This is a genomic window from Alteromonas sp. KUL49 (assembly GCF_006538345.1).
Lineage (GTDB): Bacteria > Pseudomonadota > Gammaproteobacteria > Enterobacterales > Alteromonadaceae > Alteromonas.
This window is the reverse complement of the sequence record NZ_BJKL01000023.1, coordinates 1-6,739: the sequence shown is the minus strand read 5'-3', so window position 1 is coordinate 6,739 and position 6,739 is coordinate 1. Positions and strand designations below refer to the sequence as shown.

The 6,739-nt window shown below is 42.9% G+C and carries 4 protein-coding genes; 3 read left to right on the top strand and 1 reads right to left on the bottom strand.

The window, feature by feature from the left end; all coding sequences use genetic code 11:
* Nucleotides 1–844: 844 nt before the first annotated feature.
* A complete protein-coding gene (locus tag EYS00_RS20285) occupies nucleotides 845–4,012 on the top strand; it encodes a TonB-dependent receptor (protein ID WP_130639731.1) in 3,168 nt (1,055 codons plus the stop codon).
* A gap of 119 nt (nucleotides 4,013–4,131) precedes the next feature.
* On the opposite strand, the gene argR is transcribed toward EYS00_RS20285, so the two are convergent.
* Nucleotides 4,132–4,596, bottom strand: coding sequence for a transcriptional regulator ArgR (argR, locus tag EYS00_RS20280; RefSeq protein WP_130639730.1), 465 nt, complete (start codon nucleotides 4,594–4,596; stop codon nucleotides 4,132–4,134).
* A 223-nt stretch (nucleotides 4,597–4,819) separates the two neighbouring features.
* On the opposite strand from argR, the gene mdh reads away from it, so the two are divergent.
* Nucleotides 4,820–5,758 (top strand): malate dehydrogenase, encoded by a 939-nt coding sequence (mdh, locus tag EYS00_RS20275; RefSeq protein ID WP_130639729.1) that lies wholly within the window; start codon nucleotides 4,820–4,822, stop codon nucleotides 5,756–5,758.
* 124 nt (nucleotides 5,759–5,882) lie between these two features.
* Nucleotides 5,883–6,739: S9 family peptidase (locus tag EYS00_RS20270; RefSeq protein WP_130639728.1), on the top strand; the 857-nt coding region annotated here is incomplete at its 3' end.

Genomic DNA, 6,739 nt, shown 5'->3' with positions numbered 1-6,739 from the left:
ACTGCCATCTGCGCAATAGAAACATCAGTGACGTATACATTAAAGCTTTCTTGATTACCATGTGAACGTGTTGAGCAGGTTAAACTTTGTCCAGTTTGTGGCGGGATTGCTTCCAGAGAAAAAAAATTGCCAAAAAACCTGCCGCGCTACAAACTAATGTAACGAGCAATAGAAACGCCCAAAGAAAGGAAGTGTTTGTTTGCGGATTTGTCAAAAAATAATCTAGCGCTTTATTTATTTATTGGTGAATTTCAACAGTTAAGGTTATTTATTGCAATAGGTAATTTTATTTTAAGGGCTTAAATTACTGTATTTATTGGTTATTTTAATAGTAGATCTGAATCTCATTAAACGATGTTTATTGATGCGTACTTGAGAAAGAATGACCATGGCAATAACAGGTTGTCGTTCTAAAATGATAATAAGTAAGTTTAGTTGACCATGTGGTCAACTATTTTGAGGCAAAAGCAGTCCAGCCAGGGGGTGTGGAGGTGGCTGCTTCGTTTTTTTGTCATCAAAGTGAAACAAGAATGAAGAACAATCCTGCAAGCCGAAAAATATCACAGTAAATTGTGAAATGAGTCCTTGTGAAGGTTTTTCAAGCTCTCTTTGTGTAGCGGTCAAATACACATGACCGAGTGGTCAAAGTTTAGAGTGTATTGTCACAATGCTTACATATTCACTTTTTACAGTGTTATTAAGTGACAAGTTGGTCGAAAAAATGAGCAGTTGTCATAAAACTGTAATAAAGTTATATGCAAGATCGATTTCGAATGGTCGTTTAACGTAGACAATAAGAAATATCGCGTTGAGCAACTTATTTTTAAAAAAAAGGGAAACACACATGAACACTACAGCGAAATTAAGTCGCGTTGCTGCAGCTGTTGCTTTAACTGTTGGTTTATCAACAGTCGCAATGGCACAAGAAACGTCGTCTGCTATTAAAGGTAGTATTACGGGACCAATGGGGTCTCCTGCGGTTGGCACTACTGTAACAATCAAGCACGTCCCTACAGGTGCTGTTAAAGTAGTTGAAATTGGTCAATCAGGTCAGTTTAGTCTTCAAGGCCTTCGTGTTGGTGGTCCATACACGATTGAATTGGATTCTGCTCAGTTTGATGACAAAACGGTGAGTGATGTTTACCTTCAATTAGGTGAACCGTTAGTATTAAACTTGGCGTTGACAGACAACGAAAGCATTGAGCGAATTCAAGTAACTGCATCTCAAATCGGTGTAGATGTTTTCGGTCAAACTAGTCCTGCTTCTACCTTTAACTTAGAAGACCTTCAGAGCGCTCCTGCTGCTAACCGTGACCTACGCGATATCGTTCGTGTAGACCCTCGTATCAGCATCTCTGAAAGTGACGGTGAAGAAGCAATCATCTGTGGTGGTGGTAACCCTCGTTTCAGCGCGTTAACCGTTGACGGTGTTCGCATGAACGACAGCTTCGGTCTAAACAGAAACGGTTACCCAACGGTTAGAATGCCATTCTCTTTTGATGCAATTGAACAAGTTACCGTTGAATTAGCACCATTTGATGTACAGTACGGTGGTTTCACAGCATGTAACGTGAATGCTGTAACAAAAGCGGGTACTAACGAAATCTCTGGTAGTGCTTTTTACGACTTTACCAGCGACTCGCTTACTGGTGACAAGATTGAAGACTCTGAAGTTGACCTGGGTGACTTTACAGAAAAGCGCTACGGTGCAACTGTTGGCTTCCCGTTAATCAAAGACGAACTATTCTTCTTCGGTGCGTACGAAAAGCTAGAAGGTGCACAAATCTTCTCTTACGGTCCTTTTGGTACTCAAGTTTCTCAAGCGGAATTGGATCGCATCGGTCAAATTGCTTCAGATGTATATGGTTATGACATCGGTGGAATGCCGGGTTCAATGCCTGTTGAAGATGAAAAAGTACTTGTAAAACTTGACTGGAACATCAACAACGACCACCGCGCATCATTAGTTTATAACTACAACGACGGTTTCCGTATTGACCAATCAGATGACTACTCAACGGCATTGTCATTGAGCAGCCACTTCTACGAAGTTGGTGCTAAATTAAACTCAACAGTAGCGTCACTTTACTCAGATTGGTCTGATAACTTCTCGACCGAAGTAAGACTTGGTCACATCACTTTGACGAATCGTCAGATTTCTCTAGATCGAGACAGCGGTTTCGGTGAAATCCGTATCGATAACGTAAACGGTGCTGACGTATTCATCGGTCCTGATGATTCACGCCAATCAAACGAAATGGACTGGAACAGCACTACTGCTAAGTTCGCAGGTACCTACTACCTAGATAACCACACCATTACTGCAGGTTACGAGTGGGAAACGCTAGAAGCGTTCAACTTGTTCATGCAGCACACGATTGGTGAGTATCGCTTCAACACTATCGATGACTTCGAAAATGGTTTAGCGGACGATATCTATTACAACAACTCTGCGGGTACACACAACCCACAAGACGTTGCTCAACGCTTCTCTTACGATACGCATACTCTCTATGTTCAAGACGAGTGGGTAATGGACGACCTGACCCTACTTATCGGTCTTCGTTACGACAAGTATAGCAGTGACGATCAGCCACTTTACAACGAACTGTTTGAAGATCGTTACGGCTATGCAAACACTGCAACCTTCGACGGTATTGATCTTCTTCAGCCGCGTATTGGCTTCAACTACATCCTAAACGATAGCATGGAGCTTCGTGGTGGTATTGGTCTGTACTCAGGTGGTAACCCTAACGTTTGGTTGTCTAACTCGTTCTCTAACGATGGTATCACTAACATCGATACTTACCGTTCAGACTTTGACCTGTTTGATGACGATGGAAACACTGTTCCAATCGCTAATGGCGGTCGTTTGATCTTTGACCCAGTTCAAGAGATGTATGACGAAGTTACAGAAGCTAATCCTTCTCTCGGTAATGAGCCATCTACTAACGCCGTTGACCCAGATTTTGAAATTCCAAGCGAATGGAAATTCAACCTTGGTTTTACTTGGGTAACCGACAACGACTACGTTTTCCAAGCTGACATTTTGCATAATAAAAAGCGTGACAGTGCGCAAATTGTTAACGTTGGTTGGGACACTGAGAACGTAACTTTTGCGGCAGATGGACGTCCTATTTATGACTACGTTCAAGTTGGTACTGACGACGACGGTGATGCGGTATTCCGTAACTTCCGTAAGAGTGACCTTGTGCTAACAAATGCTCGTGAAGATGGTAAGTCAACAACTGTGTCTTTCGCTGTGCAGAAAGAATATGACTTTGGTCTAGACGCGATGATTGGTTATGCATATAACCGCTCTGAAGACGTTACTCCAATGGCTAGTTCTGTTGCGTTCTCAAACTTTACAAACTTTGCTTCATCTGACCCATTAAACCCAGGTGTAGCAACGTCTAACTATGAAGTTCCTCACAGATTGACGTTTAACCTTCGCTACTCTACTGAGTTTGTAGACGGTTATAGAACAAGCTTCTCATTGTTTGGTTCACGTCAGAAAGGTCGTCCTTTCTCGTTTACATTTGATGGAATCACCATTGGTGATGCGCAATTCAGAACAGACAATGCATTGCTTTACATTCCTGAAGAGAACGACGCTATCGTAACTTACGGTGCTGACTTCGATGTTGCTGCGTTCAATGACTTCATTGATCGTGAAGGTCTAACTCGTGGTCAAATCATCGATAGAAACTCTTCTAACGCTGAATGGTATACTCGTGTTGATTTCCGTATCGACCAAGAGCTACCTGGCTTCTACGAAAATCACAGAGCAAGTGCTTACTTCATTCTTAAGAACGTGGGTAACTTCTTGAATGATGACTGGGGTGTTCGCAGAATTGGTCCATTCGTTTCGGCACCAGTTGTTGATGCTAGCCTGAACTCTGATGGTACTTATACCTTTAACGAGTTCTTCAGCGATAACACCAACCAAAACGGTTACTTCAACGAGCAGTCGTTGTGGCAGATCCGCGTAGGTGTTAAGTACAACTTCTAAGATTTAGAAAACAAAGTGCAAGTAAAAAACCACACTCCTTTGGAGTGTGGTTTTTTTATTTCTAGAGGCGCAAAAAAAAGCGGATTTAACGTCCGCTTTTTCGTTTATGTGTGTGGTGATTAAACGTTCTCGAATAGGTTTTCTACCCGCTCGCATAATTCATCAATCTTGGTGACATCAGCTGGCGCAATGAAAATAGTATCATCACCCGCAATAGTACCAAGCACACCGTCTTTTTTGCTCAGTGAATCGAGTAATCTAGCAATGAGCTGAGCCGCTCCAGGGCTAGTTCGAATGATTACCATCACGTTGTTGTGGACGATATCGAGTACTAATTGTTTTAGCGGACTCTTTGCTGTTGGCATGCCAAGCTCAGGTGGTAAGCAATACACCATATCACCACGAGCATTTCTGGTTCGAACGGCACCGAATTTGCTGAGCATTCGCGATATTTTGGACTGGCTTATGTTGTCATGGCCTTGTGTTTTTAGCGCTTCAACAATTTCCCCTTGGGAGCCGTAGCTCTCTGCTTTAAGTATCTCTTTAAAAGCTTTTATGAGTTGTTCTTGTTTTGCATTAGCCATAACGCCTGATGATCACCGAATGTTAAAAAACTTAATCCACATATTGTGCACTAAGGGTGAAGTTTGCGCAATTTAATTGCATAATCATTCATGATAATGAATATCGTCGAAAAATCGGTGTAAATCGGCCGTTTAAGACCTTTCGGTGATTGAGTTTTCCCCGTTGTTGCATTAGTGTGACGTTCCGTTTTGTATACGTGAGTAATCCCATAGGAGAAATGGTATGAAAGTAGCCGTGTTAGGTGCTGCCGGTGGTATAGGTCAGGCGCTGTCTTTGTTGTTAAAAACACAATTGCCAGCAGGTTCAGATTTAGCGCTTTATGATGTAGCGCCAGTTGTTCCTGGTGTTGCTGTTGACTTGAGCCACATCCCAACTGCAGTTACTGTTACTGGTCACGGTAAAGATGATTTGGCTGATGCGCTAACAGGCGCAGACGTAGTGCTTATCCCAGCGGGTGTGCCTCGTAAGCCTGGTATGGATCGTTCAGATTTGTTCAACATCAATGCTGGAATTGTTAAGGCGCTTATCGAAGGCGTTGCTGATAACTGTCCAGAAGCCTGTGTAGGTATTATCACTAACCCAGTGAACACCACTGTTGCCATTGCTGCAGAAACGCTTAAAGCGAAAGGTGTTTACAACAAGAACAAACTTTTCGGTGTTACCACACTAGACGTTATCCGCGCAGAGACTTTCGTTGCAGACCTTAAAGGTCTAAACGTTGCTTCTGTACACGTTCCTGTTATCGGCGGTCACTCTGGTACTACTATCCTTCCACTACTATCACAAGTTGAAGGCGTAGAGTTCTCTGATGAAGAAGTTGCTAGCCTAACAACACGCATCCAGAATGCTGGTACTGAAGTTGTTGAAGCAAAAGCTGGTGGTGGTTCTGCAACACTATCTATGGGCCAAGCGGCAGCGCGCTTCTGCTTATCTCTAGTGGCTGCAATGCAAGGTGAAAACGTAGTTGAGTACACTTACGTTCAAACTGATGACAGCGACGACGCCGCGTTCTTCGCTCACCCAGTTCGCCTTGGTGCTAACGGCGTAGAAGAAATTCTTTCTTACGGCGTGCTAAGTGACTTCGAAGAAAAAGCGAAAAACGACATGCTTGAAGGCCTTCGTGGCGACATCAAGCTAGGTGTTGATTTCGTAAACGGTTAATTGCTTAATCGTTGATGTGACCCATTCACATCAAGTGACATAATACAAAGCCCCATCCTAGTTGATACTGATGAGGGCTTTTTTTTACTCAAAATTTCAGTGACCAGCTTATCCAAGGACAGTTATGAAGCTAATTACTACCTTATTACTCATGCTTTGCGCTTTGCTCCCTTCTATTGCGTTGAGTGAAGAGTTAAATCCGTTCAGCTCAAAAGAGTTGCAAATCGTTGATAAGTCTATTCCCTTCAATTCTTACAATGAGTGGTTTAATTACGCTAAGGAGAATACCCGCAATGTTGCTCAACTGGATCGTTGGCAAAAAAGCGTAAATCCAAGTGCCTTTGAACGTTTAATATCAACAACTGAAGCTTATTGGATCGCCTATCAATCAGATGGACTCAATATTTCGGGTGTTATGGCTTACCCCAAAAACTATCAAGGTGAAAAGCTTCCTGTGGTTATTTATAACCGAGGTGGAAATCACAAGCACAATGTTTCTAGAACACAGCTACTCAATTTAATTATGCCCCTGGCTGAGAAAGGCTATCTAGTGATTGCGAGTAACTATCGCGGTGCAAAGTTTAGCGAAGGAAAAGACGAGTACGGTGGCAAGGATGTTAATGATGTTTTGCGCTTAATTGAGGTTGCTAAAACTCTCCCAGGTGCAGACACATCCCGCGTTGCTATGATTGGTTTTAGCCGCGGCGGTATGATGACTTGGCAGGCGTTACGAAGAGAACAGGATAGTATTAATACAGCAATAATCGTGGCAGGCGTAACAGATCAAAGCTCTGAGCTATTAAGGCGGCCAGAGATGCTCAAATTGTTCCAAGAACTTGTACCCATGTTCGATGCTAATCGAGACGCGGAAGTGAGGGCTAGGTCAGCTATTCATTGGTTAGATGAGCTGAATACACAAGTACCTCTATTACTGATTCACGGCGACAGTGACGTGAGAGTTGATGTAAGCAATTCTACATT